The organism is Burkholderia sp. Ac-20379, from assembly GCF_017104645.1.
In the GTDB taxonomy this organism is placed as follows: Bacteria; Pseudomonadota; Gammaproteobacteria; order Burkholderiales; family Burkholderiaceae; genus Burkholderia.
The window spans coordinates 1-17467 of record NZ_JAAGPF010000148.1 but is presented as its reverse complement, the minus strand read 5'-3'; the positions used below and the strand labels follow the sequence as shown (position 1 = coordinate 17467).

Sequence of the window (17467 nt, the reverse complement as noted above, 5' to 3'; positions counted from 1 at the left end):
GGCGGCCAGGCTCGCGCCCATCCCCTGCACGGCCTCGGCCGCCACCAGCACGCGGCAGCCGACGATCGCGAGCCGCTCGGCCAGCACCTCCGCGCCGGGGCGCACCACGGCGATCACGTCGGGAATCACGGCGCGCAGCCGACGCGCGGCGGCCAGCGCCACGGGCGTGCCGTCGGGCAGGGCGGCCAGCAGCTTGCTGTCCTGCCCGGTGGGGTCGAAACGGGTGCCGAGGCCGGCGGCCAGCAGCACGCCGACGAATCGCGAGGAATGCAGATCAACCATGAGCGAAGCCGTGAACGGGTGAGCCGTGACGGCGATTGTGCGGGCGGCCGCGGCGAATCACAAGCCCGTGTTGCGGCGCGTCAATCCTGCGCGTCCTGCACGGCGCTGCCGGGCGCGTAGCGCGCCAGGAACATGTCGGCGGCCGATTCCGCGAGCGCGCGCTGCGCCGGGCCGGCGGCCACGGCCGGCTGGCCCATCGCCACCTGCGGCCAGAACGCGAACGATTTGACGAGCCCCTGCAACTGCTCCGAGGCGAAGCGCGGATCGTCGACGCGCAGGCGCCCGTCGCTGGCGGCCGCGCGAATCCACGCGCCGAGATCCTCCTCGCGCTCGCCGAGCCGCGACACCATCTCGCGCGCCCGCTCGGGCGAATGGATCGCGGCGGCGATCGCCACGCGCACCAGCGACAGGAACGTGTCGTCGCTGAGCAGGCGCAGCTTGCGCATCAGCAGGTCGATCAACTGGCCGCGCAGCGGCGCGTCGGCGCGGTAGACGGCCGCGTCGCCGGCGCGCGTCGAATCCCACAGCCGGTGCAGGATCGCCGCGAACAGCGCCTCCTTGCTCGGAAAGTGGTTGTAGACGGTGCGCTTCGACACCTGGGCGCTGGCGGCGATGCGATCCATGCTGGTGGCGTCGTAGCCGGCCGACAGGAATTCGTCGATCGCCGCGCCGACGATGGCGGCGCGCTTGCGGTCGGTCAGGCGGGTCGGGGAGGCATTGGAGTCCATGGGCGAATTTTACACTGGCCGGTTTACTTTTCCCGCAAACAAACTACACTAGCGAGTCTACTTTTCGATTCCGGACGGATCCCGATGACTTCGCTTCCCGCATGGTTCAGCCGCACGCTGGGCTTCGCCGCCGCGCGCCGTGGCCGCGCAACGTCGGCCGGCTCGCCGCAGCACGACGGCGAGCGCTTCCGCAACGTGCGGCCGCGCCCGGCCGAGGGCATCGGCAAGATGCTGTCGATCGCGTGGAACATGCTCGTCAACAAGCCGGGCGGCACCGCGCCGGCCGGTGCGCTGCCGCTGGATCCGCTCACGCGCGAGGCGCTCGACGCCGCGCCCGACCGCAGCCTCTACCGCCTCGGCCATTCCACCCTGCTGCTGAAGCTGCGCGGCCGGTTCTGGCTGACCGATCCGGTGTTCGCCGAACGCGCCTCGCCGTTCCGCAACATGGGGCCGAAGCGCTTCCACGCGCCGCCGATCGCGCTGGCCGATCTGCCGCCGCTGGCCGGCGTGATCCTCTCGCACGACCACTACGATCACCTCGACCGCGACACCGTGCTGGCGCTGGCCGCCACCACCGAGATGTTCCTGACGCCGCTCGGCGTGGGCGACCGCCTGATCGAATGGGGCATCGATGCGGCCAAGGTGCGCCAGTTCGACTGGTGGCAGGGCACGGAGCGGCACGGCGTGGCGTTCACGGCCACCCCGGCGCAGCATTTCTCGGGCCGCAGCCTGTTCGACGGCGACAGCACGCTGTGGGCCTCGTGGACGATCGTCGACGGCGACCTGCGCGTGTTCTTCAGCGGCGACACCGGCTATTTCGACGGCTTCCGCGAGATCGGCGAGCGCTACGGCCCGTTCGACGTGACGCTGCTCGAAACCGGCGCGTACGACGCGCAATGGCCGTACGTGCACATGCAGCCCGAGCAGACGGTGCAGGCGCATCAGGATCTCCGCGGGCGCTGGCTGATGCCGGTGCACAACGGCACGTTCGATCTGGCGATGCACCGCTGGCAGGATCCGTTCGAGCGCGTGTTCGGGCTCACGGCCGCGCGCGGGATTCCGCTCGCCACGCCGCGCATGGGCGAGCGGCTCGATCTGGCCGCGCCGCATCGCGGCGAGCGCTGGTGGCGCAACGTGACGGAAGCGGTGGCGGCCGAGCCGGTGCGGTCGCGCCGCTGGCGCTGCCGCGGGGCCGGCACGTCCACCACCTGACGCGTAGGCGGGGGCGGGGCGGTCGGGCGGGCCTGCTGCCAGCTTCTCGATCGGCCTCTCGATCAGCCCGTCAGTCGCCCCCTCAATCGGCCGACTCTTCGTCCTCGCGCCGATAGCGCTTGCGATACTCGGCCGGCGTCACGCCCACGTGCCGGACGAACGCGCGGCGCAGCACGTCGGCATTGGCGAAGCCGCATTTCGCGGCGACCTGCTTGGGCGCGTCGCCGGCCGTTTCGATCAGCGCGCGCGCCGCCGTCACGCGCGCCATCTCCACCCACGCCGCCGGCGTGACGCCCACTTCCGCATGAAACAGCCGCGCGAAATGCCGCGGACTCAGGCCCGCGTGCTCGGCAAGGCTCGCCACGCTGTGATCGAGCCCCGGCTGCGCGGCCACCCAGCGCTGCACGTCCTGCAGCACCGAACGGCCGGCCGGCGCGGTTTCGCCGTGGCGGCTGAACTGCAATTGGCCGCCCGGGCGCTTGAAATACATCACCAGCTGATTCGCCACGCGCATCGCGATCTCGCGGCCTAGATCCTCCTCCACCAGCGCGAGCGCCAGATCGAGCCCGGCCGTCACGCCGGCCGCCGTGCGCAGCTTGCCGTCGCGCACGTAGAGCGCGTCCGGCTCGACCTCGGCGGAGGGGCAGCGCGTGGCCAGCGCTTGCGCGGCGGCCCAGTGCGTGGTGACGCGGCGGCAGTCGAGCAGCCCCGCATCCGCCAGCACCAGCGCGCCGGTGCACACCGAGCCGAAGCGGCGGCAGCGTTTCGCCGCGCCGCGCAGCCAATCCAGCACGACGCCGGACACAGCCGGCCCGCCGTGCGCCGCGATGCCGGGCGCGCCGGCCACCAGCAGCGTGTGCGGATCGGGCACGGCGCCGCCGATCACGGCGTCGGGCACCAGCCGCGCGCCCGACGAACTGACCAGGTGCCCCGGCTCGCAGGCCAGCACCTGCAGCCGGTAGGCCGCGCGGCCGGCTTCCAGGTTGGCCTGCGCGAACACGTCGAGCGGCCCGCTGACATCCAGCAACTGCACGCCCGGCACGGCCAGGATCGCGATGGTCTTGCTCATGGGCACTCCCGCTGAAGGCGGCGGCCGCTTCCCGCGCGATTTGGCGGAAAACGGCGTGTCACGCCGATTGAAGACAATACTAGCACGCAGGACAATGATCTCCGAAGCCCACACACGGAGAACATCATGATCGACATCGGCGGCATCAGCGTGCCCGACAGCCAACTGGCGCGCGACATCACGGCATTCGTTCGGGATACCGAAAGTCCCTTGCTGTTTCATCATTCGAGCCGCGTTTATTACTTCGGCGCGCTGGCCGGGCGCGACCGCGGCCTCAAGTTCGATCCCGAGCTGCTCTACGCGGGCGCGATGTTCCACGACGTCGGCCTGATGCCGTCGCACAGCAGCGCGCACGAGCGCTTCGAGGTGGACGGCGCGAACGCCGCGCGCGATTTCCTGCGCCAGCGCGGCATCGACCAGCACGACATCGATCTGGTCTGGACCGCCATCGCGCTGCACACCACGCCGGGCATTCCCCAGCACATGCACCCGGTGGTGGCGCTGGTCACGGCGGGCGTGGAGATGGACGTGCTCGGCCTGACCTACAAGCAATACAGCGATCACGAGCGCGACGCCGTCACGCACGCGCACCCGCGCACGCCGCACTTCAAGGAAGACATCATCCAGGCGTTCTATGACGGCATTCGTCACAAGCCGGACACGACGTTCGGCAACGTCAAGGCCGATGTGATCGCCGACAAGGAGCCGCATTTCCACGCCGGCAATTTCTGTTCGGTGATTCGCTGTTCGGCCTGGCGCGGTTGAGTGCAACGCGCTCGCGTGCGTTTTGCGCAAACACGGAAAGAAAAGCGTATGCGCGCTGTAATCGGACGCCCGCCGTCACACTGGCCCGCCGCCGCAAAATTCGCGCGGGGCGGGCTTTTTGCGTTATTCGTCATATGATTCGCGAGCGCTTACCTGTATTCCGGTATTTATTTCAATTACGAAAAGAAAAGCAGCGAAAAAATTAAAGTTGGATCGCGGCGCGCCGTAATCGCGGGCTGGCGTCCGGCGTCGTATCGACGGAGTCGAGCGCCGTATCGCTACCCGTCGCTTCGCTGGGCGACAGAACTGGAGAACCGCATCGTGAGCCGCCTGCATCACACCGTCCGTTTCAAAATCGTGATGGCCATGACGGCCTGCGTGCTGATCATCGCGCTGGTGGGGATCTTCGGATCGCTGACCATCGCGCGCCTCAAGCAGACGGTGAACGACGAATACACCACCGTCGTGCAGCCGATCCGGGTGCTCGGCGCGGTGCGCGGCGAGGTGCTCGACATCCGCCGCCTGATGCGCACGCTGCAAGTGCTGCGCTCCGACGAGCGCACGCGCACCGGCATCGAATCGATCCGCCATTCGCTCGACCAGATCGACAAGGAATGGCCGCGCTACTACCCGGGCCTGGTGACGGCGGACGACGAGCGCGGGATCGCCGACAAGATCAACGCGGCGATGCCGCAGTTTCACCAGTCGACGCAGCAGATCCTGTCGGCGCTCGCCGCCGGCAACTACGACGCGGCCGGGCAGATCATCGACGCCGAGAACGCGTCCGCCGACGCGATGCTCGACCAGATCAAGAACGACATCGCGCTGAACGACCGGCAGGCCCAGCAGATGGCCACCGACAGCAACGACAGCGCGCGCACCGCGCTGACCATCGCGATCGTGCTGGTCGTGATAGGCATGCTGATGGCGGCCGGCGCGTCGGTGTATCTGCTGCGCGTGGTCATGCGCCCGCTCGGCAGCGCGATCGCGTTGGCGAACACGATTGCCGAGGGCCGGCTCGAAGCGCGTATCGACAGCCACTTCCGCGGCGAATTCGGCGACCTGATGCAGGCGCTGAAGACGATGGACGATCAACTGTCGCACACCGTGCGCCGCATTCAGGCGAGCACCGGCTCGGTCGCGCTCGCGGCCAAGGAAATCGCCACCGGCAACCTCGATCTGTCCTCGCGCACCGAGGAGCAGGCCGCCTCGCTGGAAGAAACGGCGTCGAGCATGACGCAACTGACCGAGACGGTGAAGCAGAACGCCGAGAACGCGCGCCAGGCCAACGGCCTCGCCACCAACGCGTCGAGCCTGGCCGACGACAACAACCAGGCGATGCGCGAGATGGTCGACACGATCCTTCGGATCAGCGGCAGCTCGGGCAAGATTTCGGAGATCACCGGCACCATCGAGGGCATCGCGTTCCAAACCAATATCCTTGCGCTGAACGCGGCCGTGGAAGCGGCGCGCGCGGGCGAGCAGGGCCGCGGCTTCGCGGTGGTGGCCTCGGAAGTGCGCACGCTGGCGCAGCGCTCGGCGGCGGCGGCCAAGGAGATCAAGGAGCTGATCGCGTCGTCGGTCACGCTGATCGAGGGCGGCGCGGGGCAGGCCAACGACGTCAGCGAGAAGATGGGCCGCGTGCGCGAGGCGATCCGCCGCGTGTCGGACATCGTCGCGGAAATCTCGGCCGCCTCCGACGAGCAGTCGCGCGGCATCGAGCAGATCAATCAGGCCGTCACGCAGATGGACGAAGTCACGCAGCAGAACGCCGCGCTCGTCGAACAGGCGGCCGCGGCGGCGCAATCGCTGGACGAGCAGTCGGCGGTGCTGTCGGAAGCGGTGTCGGTGTTCCGCTTGACGGGCGGCAACGGCGGGCCGGCGCGTGCGCTGTCGTACGAAGCCGCGCCGCGTCTTGGCGCGCCCGCGCTGGCCCGAGCCTGAACCCGGCGGCGCGCTTCGGTCAGCGCCGCCGCGCCAGCTTCACGCGCGCCGTCTCGCGTTCGTCGGGCGGCAGCGCATCCTCGTACACGAACTCGCCGGCGATCAGCGCGGCGCAGCAGCGTCCAGGCCAGATGGCCGAGCGTGTCGCGACGGCCGCTCGCGCTGCCGTGTTCCGTTTCTTCCTTGACTTCTCCCGCGAATTCGACGCGCACCGGCGCGGCCTGCTTGAATCGGCGGCCGCGCGGGCTCGGTTCGGCGTGTTTCGGCCCGACGCAATGGCCCGGTGGTCAGCGCCCCGGCTCGTAGAACAGCGCAAATAGTTCAGACTGCGAATTGACGCCGAGCTTCGCGTAGATGTGCTTCTTGTGCGCGCGCACCGTCTCGAACGAGATCGTCAGCCGCTCGGAGATCGCGCGCGTCGAGAAGCCGCTCAGGCTCAGCCGCACCACCTCCACCTCGCGCGCCGTCAGCGGCGTGTGCCCGCGCTGCTGCACGACGCGCTCGAAATGCTCGGCGTAGCTGGCCTCGTCGGGCCCGGCGGGCAGCGGCGCATCGGCTTCGAGCGCCGCGCCGCGCGCGCCGCCGCCGGTAAAGGTTTCGTAAGGCAGGCGCTGCCGCATCAGCGCGATCACCCATGGCGCGACCACCGCGAACACGGCCAGATCGCGCTCGCCGTAACGCCGCGTCGCGCCGAGCGAGAAGATCAGCGTGTGGCTGTCGTCGACGGCGTGGTTGAACTGCACCTCGTCGCCGATGATGTTGCTCTTGAAGTAGCGCTGGTAATAATCGGTCATCCGGAAGTTGTCCGGCGCGACCGATTCGAGCGTGACGAGGCCCGAGGCAGGGCGCTCGCAGGCCGCGATGTAGAACGGATCGAGCTGGTACAGCGCGCCCAGGTAGCTCTGGAACATCTGGTCGACGGTGCCGTCGGGCGTGGGCGATTCGGCGCACACGAGCGGGGCGCGCTCGCGCGCGAACAGCAGCCCCACCCAGTTGTCGAACGGCACGAAGCGTTGCAGCACGCGGGCGAGCCGGGTCCAGAAGTCGGCGCTGTCGATCGCGTCGATCAGCGTGGCGACGTGGTGATGGAACGCGAGATCCCGCCAGTCGAGTTCCATGTGTCCTCCGATCGTGGTAACCCAGGTGGGGAATTCCTGGACAAAAATAACGTCCCGATAATAGCGCCACGCCGCCGGCCCCAAGCCGCGGCGCAATGCGAGCGCGAGTCTATCGGCCCGCAATACTGGAGGCAAGCAGATGCAAATCGAATTGGCGCAGATCCCGGTCGTCGACGGCGACGTCGAACCGAATCTGGCGCGTGTGACCGAGGTGATCCGCGCGCGGCGCGACGGCACCGACCTGATCGTGTTTCCCGAAACCACGCTGACCGGCTTTCCGACGCGCGAGAACATCCGCGACGTGGCCGAGCCTCTCGACGGCCCGTCGCTGCGCACCGTGCGCGACGCCGCGCGCGCGGCCGGCACGGGCGTGGCGGTGGGCTTCGCCGAACGCGACGGCGAGCGCTTCTTCAACACCACGGTGCTGATCGACGCCGCCGGCGAGATCGCGCTGCGTTACCGCAAGACCCACCTGTGGGCGTCCGACGTCGGCGTGTTCGAGCCGGGCGACCGCTACGGCGTGTGCGAATTCAACGGCATGACCGTGGGCCTGCTGATCTGCTACGACATCGAGTTTCCCGAGACGGCCCGCGCGGTCGCCTCGCTCGGCGCGGATCTGCTGATCGTGACCAACGGCAACATGGATCCGTTCGGCCCCGTGCATCGCCGCGCGATCGTGGCGCGCGCGATGGAAAACCAGATGTTCGCGGCGCTCGTCAACCGGATCGGCGACGGCGACGACAACCTGAGCTTCCCCGGCGAATCGGCGCTGATCGCGCCGTCGGGCGATGTCCTGAGCGAGCTGCACGGCGAGGACGCCGTGCTGTGCACCACGCTCGATCCGGCGCTGCTCGCGGCGAGCCGGGAGCATTACAGCTATCTGCACGACGCGCGCGTGCGGCTCGACCTGCGCGACGATCCCGCGCCGGCCCACGAGCCGCATGCGGGGCGCGGCCGCGTGATCCGCGCGCGCTGAACCCGGGCGGGGCGGCGCACCGGCTCATGACCGGGGCGCCGCTTCGCTTGCGCAGGGCGGTTGCCGGGCTTGCGTTCGAGCGCCGTCCGATAGCCGTCCGATAGCCGCCTCGATCGTCGTGCCGTTCGGCCGGCCCGTTGCGTGCCGCAGCCGTTCGCCGCGGGCCTTCCGCCCGGCGGCCCGTTGTTCGCTTTCTTTGACCTGAGCCTGACCGTAGAGCCCTGCCGCCGCCGCGGCGACGCCGCCTGCCTCGCGCAGCGCGCCGTCACGCGGCGCGGCCCCGTGCAACCTGGTGTTTTGCGTAGGAGCGCGCGCTGTCGCGCTCACTGGAGACCGACCATGACTCATTCATCCCCGTCGCAGCCCGACGGCCGCGCGCCGCGCCTGAAGCGCACGCTCGGCCTGCCGTCCGTGCTGTTGTTCGGCCTGGCCTACATGGCGCCGCTGATCGTCTACGGCACCTACGGCGTGCTGGCCGGCGCGAGCCAGGACACCGCCGCGCTGGCCTATCTGCTGGCGCTGATCGCGATCGTGTTCACGGCGCTGAGCTACGGCAAGCTCGCGCGGCTGTTCCCGGTGGCGGGCTCGGCCTACACCTACACGCGCAAGACCTTCAACGCGCATCTCGGCTTCATGATCGGCTGGGCCACGCTGCTCGACTACTTCTTCCTGCCGATGGTGATCTGGCTGATCGGCGCGGCCTATCTGGGCGCGGCGTTCCCGTCGATTCCGGCGTGGGTGTGGATCGTCGCGTTCATCGTGCTGACGAGTGGCCTGAACATCCTCGGCATCGAGCTGGCGAACCGCTTCAACATCGTGCTGATGGTGGTGCAGCTGCTGATCGTCGCGCTGTTCGTGGTGCTGTGCTGCCACTACGCGATGGCCGCGGCCGGCCCCGGCGGGATCCTCGCCGCGCAGCCGTTCTTCAACGCCCATGTGCCGCTGTCGGCCACCATGGCGGGCGCGGCGATCGCCGCGTATTCGTACCTGGGCTTCGACGCCGTCTCGACGCTGACCGAGGAAACCGTCGATCCCGAGAAGACGATCCCGCGCGCCATCGTGCTGATCGCGCTGATCGGCGGCGCGATCTTCGTGATCGCGGCCTACACGCTGCAACTGGCGCATCCGGGCGCGGTGTTCAAGGATCCCGATTCGGCCGCGTTCGAGATCGCCAAGAAGGTGGGCGGCGACATCTTCGTGTCGGTGTTCCTGGCCGGGCTGATCCTCGCGCAGTTCGCGTCGGGCATCTCGGCGCAGGCCAGCGTCGGCCGGCTGCTCTATGCGATGGGCCGCGACGAGGTGCTGCCGCGCCGGATCTTCGGCTACATCCACCCGCGCTTCCAGACGCCCGCGCTGAACATCGCGTTCGCCGGCGCGATCGGTCTGATCGCGCTGAAGCTCGACGTGGCCACCTCCACCTCGTTCATCAACTTCGGCGCGTTCCTCGCGTTCACCTCGGTCAACCTGTGCGTGATGCGCCAGTATTTCGTGCTGCCGGCCGCGCAGCGCCGCTTCGGCGCGATCGGCGGGCTGCTGTTCCCGGCGCTCGGCGCGATCGCCGATATCTGGCTGCTCGTGAGCCTCGAGAAATCGGCGCTGGTGCTCGGCGCGATCTGGTTCGTGCTCGGCCTCGCGTATCTGGGCTGGCTCACGCGCGGCTTCCGCCAGGCGCCGCCGGAAATGGCCGTCTGAGGGTTTGCCGGGGCGCGGGCAAGGGAGCGCGCAACGGAGCGGGGCGGCGAGGCGCGCTGCGCGTTACGCGCCGCCCCAGTACAATCACGGCCTCGCGCGCAATGCGCGGGGCCGTTCCGTTTGGGGCACGGCCCTCAATGGAAAGGAAGCGCAAGTGATTGACCTGTCGACGCTCGGCACATTCATCGTGATCATGTTCGGACTGTTCCTCGTGCCGGGGCCGGCCGTGCTGATGGTGCTGTCGCGCACCGCGCAAGGCGGCTGGCGCGCGGGCGTGATGGCCAGCGTGGGCTGCGCGATCGGCGACATCGTCCATACGTTCGCGGCCGGCGCGGGCCTGTCGGCGCTGCTGATGACGTCCTCGATCGCGTTCAACGCCGTGAAATACGTGGGCGCGGCCTATCTGTTCTATCTGGGCTGGCGCTCGTGGCGCGAGCCGGCGCCGAAGCTGGCCGTTCAGGCGCAGGCCGACGATGCCTCGCAGCCGGCGCTGCCGGCCATGTCGCCGGTGCGCGTGTGCGGCCAGGCGATCCTGACCGAATTGCTGAACCCGAAGACGGCGCTGTTCTTCATCGCGTTCCTGCCGCAGTTCGTGCATCCCGAGAACGGGCACGCGTTCTTCCAGTTCATCGAACTGGGCGTGCTGTTCGCGGTGTTCGGCACGCTCTACACGTCGATGCTGGTGTTCGCGCTGCGGCCGCTGCGTCACATGCTCGGCAAGCTGCCGCTGCTGCGCCGCCTGCAGGGCAAGCTGATCGGCTCGATGCTGATCGGGCTCGGCGTGAAGGTGGCGGCGCAGACGCGCTGATTGAGATTCGTCCGAGGCGACTATCGGTGCTGTCCGATTCAGCGCGCGCGGCGGATTCCGTACCATCGAACGGCTTTTGATCTTGCCGGGCGCGAACCGCCCGGCGTCTTCATGCCTTTCGAAGGAGCCCGCCATGATCGACGATGTCGGACATTGCCAGCAACGGATCGCAACGATCCAGCAGCAACTCGCCGAGGACAAGCACGCCGTGTCCATCACCGTGCTGGCCGATATTCGCGAATGCGTGCGCATGTTCGGCTTTACCCCGTACGACATCTTCGGCGAGGCCGCCGGTTCGTGGCCCGACCCGGAATGACGCAAGCGGGGCGTATCGTCTCCCGCGCCCCGCGCTTCGTTGTTCCCACGGCGCCCACCCCTCACGCCATCCTCAACCACCGCAGCCAGTGCTCGAGCAGCGCATCGCGCTGCCACGCGGCCTGCGCGAGCCACAGCGCGCCAATCCACGCCACCGCCACCACGATCAGATCGCAGCGTCCGCTTTTCCACCAGTTCAGCGAATGACGTTGCAGGATCCACGGCACGCCGAGCGGGTTCGGCCAATCGGCCAGCAGATGCATGAGCCCGCCGCACGCAAAGCCGAACAGCGGCGGCGCCCATGCGTGCTGCGCAGCCACGGCGCGATCGGCGAACCACAGCAGCGCGATCCAGCCGACGCCCCAATGCGTCGCGGTGCGATGCTTGATCCAGAGCCGCCGCTTGCGTGTCCACCACGCCACTTCGAGCCAATCGGGCGCGGTGCCGCCCGCCACGCCGCCGAGAAATGCCGCGAGGCTGCCCAGATGCCATGCGCCGGCGGCGCCGGCCTGCCAGACGAGCGCGGCGGCGATCAAACCGGCGGCCCAGCCGGTCGCACGATGAGCGTTATGAGATGCCATGCAAGAAAACGTGCGAAGGTGCGCTGCAAAAAATCCGGGGCGCTATCTTCGCAGATCGACGGGCGATGCGGATCATCTTCGGCGGAATATTTCGCTATGCGCATGAATTGCATCTAACGGTCGCCAACGCGCGAAAGCCCTGCATTCAGCACCGAAAGTTGCATTGCAGCATCCGCCTTGCGAGATTTCTTTCAAGTGCCGGAACATGCTATAAGCGGCGGGACGGCCTTTCTCCAGCACGCAGTGCTCACTCATGAGGGATGCGAAATGAACGTAACGTTCCAACGCTTCAGGATTTCCGTCGTCGCGGCCTGCGCCGGCGTCGCCGTGTCGGGCTTCGTGCCCGCCGCCCCCGCGCTTGCCAAGACTCCGTTGCATGCGCAACTAACTGGATCGGCGGTCGCGGTCGCCGACAAGTACAGCGCCGACGCCGCCGAAAAAATCTTCAAGGAAGGCGGCAACGCGGTGGACGCCGCCGTGGCGATCGCGTTCACGCTGGCGGTCACGTATCCCGAGGCCGGCAACATCGGCGGCGGCGGTTTCATGACGCTCTACGTCGACGGCAAGCCGTACTTCCTCGACTACCGCGAAAGCGCGCCGCTTGCCGCCACCAAGGACATGTACCTCGACAAGGACGGCAACGTCATCAAGGGCATGAGCCTGTACGGGCCGCGCGCGGTGGGCGTGCCGGGCACCGTGTCGGGCATGTGGGAAGCGCAGAAGCGCTTCGGCAAGCTCAAGTGGCAGCAGGTGCTCGCGCCGGCCATCCACTACGCGAAGGACGGCTTCGTGGTGGACGAGCAGCTCGCGCAGCGCGGCGTGGATGCCTCCAAGGAATTCGCCGGCAAGACCAACTTCGACAAGTTCTTCGGCTCGATGAAGGCCGGCACGAACTTCAAGCAGCCCGATCTGGCCGACGTGCTGCAGCGGATCTCGTCGGAAGGCGCGAAGGGCTTCTACGAAGGCCCGACGGCCGCGAAGATCGCCGCCGCGATGCAGCCCGGCGACGGCCTCATCACGGCCGAGGATCTCGCGCAGTACAAGGCTGTCTGGCGTCAGCCGGTGGAGGCGAGCTGGAACGGCTATCACGTGATCACCGCGCCGCCGCCGAGCTCGGGCGGGGTGGGCCTCGTGCAGTTGCTGAAGATGAAGGAGGATCGCGCGGCCGACTTCAAGGGCGTGCCGCTGAACTCGGCGCAGTACGTGCACCTCGTGGCCGAGATCGAGAAGCGCGTGTTCGCCGATCGCGCGCAATACCTGGGCGACCCCGATTTCTACAAGGTGCCGGTGGCGCAACTGACCGACGACGCCTATATCGCCAAGCGCGCGGCCGAGGTCAATCCGGTGTCGCCGTCCGACACGCAGAGCGTGAAGCCGGGCCTCGGCACGACGATGCCGGAAAAGGCCGAAACAACGCACTTCTCGGTGGTGGACAAGTGGGGCAACGCGGTGTCGAACACGTACACCATCAATGGCTATTTCGGCTCGGGCGTGGTGGCGGAAGGCACCGGCATCGTGCTCAACGACGAGATGGACGACTTCTCCGCGAAGCCGGGCGTGGCCAACATGTTCGGCGTGGTGGGCAGCGATGCGAACGCGATCGAGCCGAAGAAGCGGCCGCTGTCGTCGATGTCGCCGACCATCCTGACCAAGGACGGCAAGGTGGCGCTCGTGATCGGCACGCCGGGCGGCTCGCGCATCTTCACCTCGATCTTCCAGGTGATCACCAACGTCTACGATTTCGGCATGCCGCTGAAGGCGGCGGTGGGCGCGTTCCGCTTCCATCATCAGCTGCTGCCGCCGAACACGATCTTCTGGGAGCCGTACCACCCGATCACGGGCGAGCTGGCGCAGCAGATCGAGGCGAAGGGCTACACGCTGAAGGGGCAGGATTTCAGCGGCGATATCCAGGTGATCCGCGTGGACGGCAGGACGCCCGAAGCGGCGGCCGACCCGCGCGGCCGCGGCGTGACGCGCATCGTGCGCTGAGCGCGTTCGCGGTATTCGATGCGCCTGGCATGACCGGCGCAGGCCGAGGCGGCAGCGATGCCGCACCCGGCCTGCGCCGGTTTTTCTTTTCCGCGCCGGATCGCGCTATAGCGCGCCGCCCGCCGGACACGGCGCGGCCAGCCATTCTCCGCGCAGGCGTTCCAGCATCGGCAGCACGCGCCGCAACTCCGCCAGCAACTGCGGCGAGGCCGGCGTGATCGGCATGCGCACCTCCGGCGAGATGCCGTGCGTGAGCGACAGCATCGCCTTGATCGCGGACGGGTTCGGCGCGGCGAACAGCAGCCGTACCACGGGCTGCATCGCGTCGAACAGGCTGTGCGCTTCCGTCACGCGGCCCGCTGCGTGCAGCCGCTGCACTTCGACGAACAGATCCGCGCACACGTGCGCGCTGGCCAGCACGCCGCCCGAGCCGCCGGCGGCGAGGCAATCGAGAAACGCGCTGTCGGTGCCGCACAGCAGTTCGATCGGCAGCATGTGGAGCGCATCGAAATGCGCGGGCACGCATTCCTTGATGCCGGCCAGGTTCGGATGGCGCAGCAACTGGCGCACGGTGGCCGGTTCGATCGCCACGCCGGTGCGATGCGGCACGTCGTACAGCATGACCGGCCGCCGCGTGTGTTGCGCGATCTGCTCGAAATGCCAGAGCACGCCGGCCTGGTTCGGACACAGATAGGCGGGCGGCGAGACGAGATAGCCGGCGATCGCGTGCCGTTCGAGCCGGTCGATCTCGGCGAGGAACGCGCGCGTGTCGAGCCCGCCCACGCCGACGAACACCGGCAGCCGGCCGGCGGCCACCTCGACGATCGCGGCCAGCGCGGCGACGCGTTCGGCATCGTCGAGCAGCGCGGCTTCGGCCGTGGTGCCGAGCGCGACGAAGCCGGCGATGCCGGTGTCGAGATACGACGCGGCTAGCGCGCGCAGCGCGGCGGTGTCCACGCGGCCGTCGCGAAACGGCGTGACGAGCGGCACCCAGATGCCCTTGAACATGTCAGGCCTCCGTGACGGCGGCATGCACGATCGGGCCGATGGTGGCCGCGTCGACGCACGACATCAGCAGGTCGAGCAGGGCCGGCATGTCGGGGCTGGCGGTGCCGAGCGTGACGTGGATCGCGCGCCGCGCCAACTGCACGGCGACCACATGGCTCGCCAGCGTGGAGGCCAGCAGCGTCGCGAGTTGCGCGTCGCGGTGGTCGTGCGTCAGCGAGATGCGGACGCTGGCGCGGGTGACGGGAGCGGCCTGGGTGGCCGGGGGAAGAATACGGTGCGGGGTGACAGCCTTGGCTTGGCGCATGCGAGGGAAGGGAACCCGGTCGGGTAGGAAGACCCTCCCAGCGTAGCGAGCCGCGTATCAATGCCGCGTAAAAAGATCGGGGCGGGGTGTAAACGACCGGGTGCGCCGCTCAATCCCCCTTGCCGTTCACGCAGGCTTCCACCACCTCGACGAACACGCGCTTGAGCGTGCTGTCGTCGTCGCGCCAGATCAGCCCGAGCGGCGCGCGGTGGCCCGGCAGCGCCAGCGGCCGGGCCACCACGTTGGGCGGCACCGCGGCGGCCGCTTCGGCCGGGATCAGGCCGATGCCGAGCCCGGCCGCCACCAGCGCGAGCATGGTGGTGTATTCGCCCAGCTCGCGCGCGATCTCGAGCGTGACTTGCTGCGCGCCGAGCGCCACCAGCAGCGCGTCGAACAGGCCGGGCGCATAGCGGCGCGCCAGCACGAACGCGGGCTGGCCGCGCAGTTGCGCCGGCTGGATCTCGCGGCGGCGCGCGAGCGGATGCGAGGCCGGCACCGCCACCACGAACGGCTCCTCCATGACCACGCGCGTGCTCAGGCCGCCCGCCGCGATCGGCAGCCGGCCGAGCCCGACGTCGAGCGTGCCGCCGTGCAGCGCGGCGATCTGGTCGGGCGTGGGCATGTCCTTCAGTTCGAGCGCGATGCGCGGATAGCGCGCGTGCAGCGTGCGGATCACGGTGGGCAGCAGCTTCGGCAGCACCGACGACACGAAGCCGAGCCGCAGCGTGCCGATCTCGCCCTGCGCCGACAGCCGCGCCACTTGCGCCGCGCGCGCGGCCTGATCGAGCGTGGCGCGCGCTTCGGGCAGGAACAGGCGGCCCGCGTCGGTCAGCGCGACCTTGTGGCGATCGCGGTCGAACAGGCGCACGCCGAGGCCGGTTTCGAGCGTCTTGATCTGCATGCTCAGCGCCGGCTGCACGATGCAGAGCCGTTCGGCGGCGCGGCCGAAGTGCAGTTCGTCGGCCAGCGCGACGAACGCGCCGAGGTGTTTGAGTTCCATCGCGAAGGCTCCGCGCAGCGTGATCAGCCGTGATGATAACAAGCGCGGGCGGGCGCGGCATGCGGGCCGCCTTGCATGCCGAAAGCGCCTGAAAACATGGGCTTCAAGCGGCCGATGGCCCGCTTGCGCCGTGCATGATCACGGTGACGGTTCCGAGAAGATCTCCACCAGGAAGTCGATCACGGCGCGCACCCGCATCGGCACGCGCCGGCCGGCCGCATGCACCACGTGCATCGGCAGCGGATCGGGCTGCAGCGCGGGCAGCAGTTCGCGCACGCGCCCCGCGCGGATCTCGTCGGCCAGCAGCCAGTACGGCGCCTGGGAAATGCCGAGGCCGTGCAGCACGGCGGCGCGCACGTGTTCGGCGTCGCCCGTCAGCAGCGAGCCGCGCGGCAGGTAGGCGATCGGCTCGCGTCCCTGCTTGAGCCGCCACGGGCGGCGTTCGCGGTCGCGCGCGAACACGATGCACGGATGCGCGTCGAGATCGGCGAGCCGCGCCGGCGCGCCGTGCGCCGCGACGTAATCGGCGCTGGCGGCGATCACCATGCGCGTCTCGCCGAGCCGGCGCGCGCTGAGCGCGGAATCGGCCAGCGGCCCGTGGCGGATTGCCAGATCGATGCCCTGGCCGACCAGGTCGACGTTGCGCTCCGACGCGGACAGCGCCACCGAAATATCCGGATAGCGCCGGAACAGCTCGGGCAGGCGCGGCGTGATCCAGAGCCGGCCGTGCGCGGGCGCGGTATCGATGCGCACCAGCCCGCGCGGCGCATGCTGGCGCGCGCCCACCGACGATTCCACCGCCTCGAAATCGTCCACCAGCGGCCGCGCCGCGTCGTAGAACGCCTGCCCGGCCTCGGTGATCGCCACGCGGCGCGAGGTGCGTTGCAGCAGTTGCGCGCCGAGATGGCGCTCCAGCGCGGCGATCTGCTTGCTGACGGCTGGCTGCCCGATGCCTTCCTCGCGGCCCACCGCCGAAAAACTGCCGCGTTCCACCAGCAGGACGAACAGCCGTATTGCGTCGAGACGATCCATGCGTGCGATGTCGATCCATTCCAGAGTGGAATCGATGATATGTGCGGATCGCACGTTTCGGCAATCGATGAAACGCCTTAACGTACGGCCTCACCGGGTGCCGGGGCGCGCAGCGCGCCGCCGCGCAGCCTCAACCGAAGCGAGGTTTCGAACGATGCAAGCGATTTGCGTGACGCCCGAGCGGGCGCTGGAAGTGCGCGAGATTCCCACCCCGGCGCAGCCCGCGCCGGGCCATGTGCTGGTGGAGATGGACGCCTCGGCGATCAACCACGGCGACAAGACCTTCCTGCGCATGCCGCAGGCCGCCGGCAACGCGCTGAGCGCCGTGCGGCACGACGTGTGGGGCGCGTCGGGCGCGGGCGTGGTCGCGGCGATCGGCGCGGGCGTGCCGGCCGCGTATCTGGGCCGGCAGGTGGCGATCTACCGCTCGCTCGGCCGCAGCCCCGAAACGGTCGGGCTGTGGTGCGAGCGCGCCCACGTGCCGTACACGAACTGCCTGATCCTGCCCGATACGGTCGAGGCGCGCGATTACTGCGGCTCGCTCGTCAACGCGATGACGGCCTACGCCTTTCTGGAGGAGATCGCCGAGGCGGGCCACGCGGCCGTGATCGCGACGGCCGGCAATTCGGCCACGGGCCGCGCGA

17 protein-coding genes and 1 pseudogene are annotated in these 17467 nt (G+C 69.1%); 9 read left to right on the top strand and 9 right to left on the bottom strand.

All coding sequences use genetic code 11. The annotated features are described in order from the left end of the window. Together G3N92_RS19095 and G3N92_RS19090 are read right to left on the bottom strand one after the other, a co-directional pair. The coding region (locus G3N92_RS19095; RefSeq protein WP_206129087.1) for an NTP transferase domain-containing protein at positions 1-282 on the bottom strand (282 nt) is incomplete at its 3' end. 80 nt (positions 283-362) lie between these two features. Beyond that, entirely contained in the window at positions 363-1010 is a 648-nt protein-coding gene (locus G3N92_RS19090) for a TetR/AcrR family transcriptional regulator (protein WP_206129086.1), read from the bottom strand. Positions 1011-1094: 84 nt separating this feature from the next. On the opposite strand from G3N92_RS19090, the gene G3N92_RS19085 reads away from it, so the two are divergent. Next, on the top strand, positions 1095-2222 hold the full coding sequence (locus G3N92_RS19085) for an MBL fold metallo-hydrolase (RefSeq protein ID WP_206129085.1): 1128 nt from the start codon (positions 1095-1097) through the stop codon (positions 2220-2222). A gap of 82 nt (positions 2223-2304) precedes the next feature. On the opposite strand, the gene G3N92_RS19080 is transcribed toward G3N92_RS19085, so the two are convergent. Then, positions 2305-3291: a helix-turn-helix domain-containing protein gene (locus G3N92_RS19080; protein ID WP_206129084.1), complete on the bottom strand. Its 987-nt coding sequence runs from the start codon at positions 3289-3291 to the stop codon at positions 2305-2307. Between the two features lie 123 nt (positions 3292-3414). Here G3N92_RS19080 and G3N92_RS19075 point away from each other — a divergent pair, with 123 nt between their 5' ends. Then, entirely contained in the window at positions 3415-4056 is a 642-nt protein-coding gene (locus G3N92_RS19075; protein WP_206129089.1) for an HD domain-containing protein, read from the top strand. Between the two features lie 321 nt (positions 4057-4377). Further along, entirely contained in the window at positions 4378-6000 is a 1623-nt protein-coding gene (locus tag G3N92_RS19070) for a methyl-accepting chemotaxis protein (RefSeq protein WP_206129083.1), read from the top strand. 287 nt (positions 6001-6287) lie between these two features. Here the strand turns inward: G3N92_RS19070 and G3N92_RS19065 are convergent, their stop codons facing one another. Then, a complete protein-coding gene (locus G3N92_RS19065) occupies positions 6288-7118 on the bottom strand; it encodes a helix-turn-helix transcriptional regulator (protein WP_206129082.1) in 831 nt (276 codons plus the stop codon). A 139-nt stretch (positions 7119-7257) separates the two neighbouring features. On the opposite strand from G3N92_RS19065, the gene G3N92_RS19060 reads away from it, so the two are divergent. The 4 genes from G3N92_RS19060 to G3N92_RS19045 all read left to right on the top strand — a co-directional run bounded on the left by G3N92_RS19060 (position 7258) and on the right by G3N92_RS19045 (position 10910). After that, complete coding sequence (locus G3N92_RS19060) at positions 7258-8094, top strand: carbon-nitrogen hydrolase family protein (RefSeq protein WP_206129081.1); 837 nt, start codon at positions 7258-7260, stop codon at positions 8092-8094. A 339-nt stretch (positions 8095-8433) separates the two neighbouring features. Beyond that, positions 8434-9786 carry an APC family permease gene (locus G3N92_RS19055; RefSeq protein ID WP_206129080.1) on the top strand — a complete coding sequence of 451 codons (1353 nt, stop codon included), beginning with the start codon at positions 8434-8436 and terminating at the stop codon, positions 9784-9786. 154 nt (positions 9787-9940) lie between these two features. Further along, positions 9941-10594 carry a LysE family translocator gene (locus G3N92_RS19050; RefSeq protein WP_206129079.1) on the top strand — a complete coding sequence of 218 codons (654 nt, stop codon included), beginning with the start codon at positions 9941-9943 and terminating at the stop codon, positions 10592-10594. A gap of 133 nt (positions 10595-10727) precedes the next feature. Further along, on the top strand, positions 10728-10910 hold the full coding sequence (locus G3N92_RS19045) for a hypothetical protein (protein WP_206129078.1): 183 nt from the start codon (positions 10728-10730) through the stop codon (positions 10908-10910). Between the two features lie 61 nt (positions 10911-10971). Here G3N92_RS19045 and G3N92_RS19040 read toward each other — a convergent pair whose 3' ends face one another. Then, positions 10972-11490 (bottom strand): metal-dependent hydrolase, encoded by a 519-nt coding sequence (locus G3N92_RS19040; protein WP_206129077.1) that lies wholly within the window; start codon positions 11488-11490, stop codon positions 10972-10974. A 267-nt stretch (positions 11491-11757) separates the two neighbouring features. Here G3N92_RS19040 and ggt point away from each other — a divergent pair, with 267 nt between their 5' ends. Further along, positions 11758-13479: a gamma-glutamyltransferase gene (gene ggt, locus G3N92_RS19035; RefSeq protein ID WP_206129076.1), complete on the top strand. Its 1722-nt coding sequence runs from the start codon at positions 11758-11760 to the stop codon at positions 13477-13479. Positions 13480-13584: 105 nt separating this feature from the next. Here ggt and G3N92_RS19030 read toward each other — a convergent pair whose 3' ends face one another. The 4 genes from G3N92_RS19030 to G3N92_RS19015 form a co-directional block, all read right to left on the bottom strand. Then, positions 13585-14487: a 4-hydroxy-tetrahydrodipicolinate synthase gene (locus G3N92_RS19030; protein ID WP_206129075.1), complete on the bottom strand. Its 903-nt coding sequence runs from the start codon at positions 14485-14487 to the stop codon at positions 13585-13587. A 1-nt stretch (position 14488) separates the two neighbouring features. Further along, positions 14489-14791 (bottom strand): hypothetical protein, encoded by a 303-nt coding sequence (locus tag G3N92_RS19025; protein ID WP_206129074.1) that lies wholly within the window; start codon positions 14789-14791, stop codon positions 14489-14491. 109 nt (positions 14792-14900) lie between these two features. Next, positions 14901-15791: a LysR family transcriptional regulator gene (locus tag G3N92_RS19020; protein WP_206129073.1), complete on the bottom strand. Its 891-nt coding sequence runs from the start codon at positions 15789-15791 to the stop codon at positions 14901-14903. 138 nt (positions 15792-15929) lie between these two features. Continuing rightward, positions 15930-16877, bottom strand: coding sequence for a LysR family transcriptional regulator (locus G3N92_RS19015; RefSeq protein WP_339385780.1), 948 nt, complete (start codon positions 16875-16877; stop codon positions 15930-15932). 100 nt (positions 16878-16977) lie between these two features. Here G3N92_RS19015 and G3N92_RS19010 point away from each other — a divergent pair. Beyond that, positions 16978-17467 (top strand): annotated as a pseudogene (locus G3N92_RS19010) (Zn-dependent oxidoreductase); the annotation flags it as partial.

What these genes read in the sequence shown, in the direction of transcription:
- G3N92_RS19090 (WP_206129086.1), bottom strand. Translation starts at nt 1,010, where the DNA reads ATGGACTCCAATGCCTCCCCGACCCGCCTGACCGACCGCAAGCGCGCC.
- G3N92_RS19080 (WP_206129084.1), bottom strand. Translation starts at nt 3,291, where the DNA reads ATGAGCAAGACCATCGCGATCCTGGCCGTGCCGGGCGTGCAGTTGCTG.
- G3N92_RS19055 (WP_206129080.1), top strand. Translation starts at nt 8,434, where the DNA reads ATGACTCATTCATCCCCGTCGCAGCCCGACGGCCGCGCGCCGCGCCTG.
- G3N92_RS19085 (WP_206129085.1), top strand. Translation starts at nt 1,095, where the DNA reads ATGACTTCGCTTCCCGCATGGTTCAGCCGCACGCTGGGCTTCGCCGCC.
- G3N92_RS19030 (WP_206129075.1), bottom strand. Translation starts at nt 14,487, where the DNA reads ATGTTCAAGGGCATCTGGGTGCCGCTCGTCACGCCGTTTCGCGACGGC.
- G3N92_RS19040 (WP_206129077.1), bottom strand. Translation starts at nt 11,490, where the DNA reads ATGGCATCTCATAACGCTCATCGTGCGACCGGCTGGGCCGCCGGTTTG.
- G3N92_RS19045 (WP_206129078.1), top strand. Translation starts at nt 10,728, where the DNA reads ATGATCGACGATGTCGGACATTGCCAGCAACGGATCGCAACGATCCAG.
- G3N92_RS19065 (WP_206129082.1), bottom strand. Translation starts at nt 7,118, where the DNA reads ATGGAACTCGACTGGCGGGATCTCGCGTTCCATCACCACGTCGCCACG.
- ggt (WP_206129076.1), top strand. Translation starts at nt 11,758, where the DNA reads ATGAACGTAACGTTCCAACGCTTCAGGATTTCCGTCGTCGCGGCCTGC.
- G3N92_RS19025 (WP_206129074.1), bottom strand. Translation starts at nt 14,791, where the DNA reads ATGCGCCAAGCCAAGGCTGTCACCCCGCACCGTATTCTTCCCCCGGCC.
- G3N92_RS19020 (WP_206129073.1), bottom strand. Translation starts at nt 15,791, where the DNA reads ATGGAACTCAAACACCTCGGCGCGTTCGTCGCGCTGGCCGACGAACTG.
- G3N92_RS19060 (WP_206129081.1), top strand. Translation starts at nt 7,258, where the DNA reads ATGCAAATCGAATTGGCGCAGATCCCGGTCGTCGACGGCGACGTCGAA.